The organism is Escherichia sp. 93.1518 (genome assembly GCF_013368915.2).
In the GTDB taxonomy this organism is placed as follows: Bacteria; Pseudomonadota; Gammaproteobacteria; order Enterobacterales; family Enterobacteriaceae; genus Escherichia; species Escherichia ruysiae.
Map to the genome: position 1 here is coordinate 1 of NZ_JABWMT020000115.1, position 351 is coordinate 351.

Below are 351 nucleotides of genomic sequence, written 5' to 3' on the forward strand. Positions count from 1 at the left end.
CTCTTCCCACTCACTCCAGCCTGACCTGAGGCCTGCCATCCAGCTCCCGCGAAGCTGGTCTTCAGCCGCCCAGGTCTTTTTCTGCTCTGACATGACGCTATTCAGCGCCAGCGGATTATCGCCATACTGTTCCTTCAGGCGCTGTTCCGTGGCGTCCCGCGCTGCCTGCCGGTCAGTCAGCCCCCGGTTTTTCGCCTCAATGGCTGCCCGTTTTGCCCGTTGCTGCTGTGCGAATTTATCCGCCTGCTGCGCCAGCGCGTTCAGGTGCTCCTGATACGTGACCTTATCGCCAAGTGCAGCCAGCTGGCGTTTGTACTCCAGCGTCTCATCTTTATGCGCCAGCAGGGATTT

Annotated in this window: 1 protein-coding gene; it reads right to left on the reverse strand. The window is 59.8% G+C overall.

Annotated features, from left to right (window positions below; genetic code table 11):
- On the reverse strand, nucleotides 1–351 hold a 351-nt coding region (locus tag HEN21_RS22680), incomplete at both ends, for a phage tail tape measure protein (RefSeq protein ID WP_183082966.1).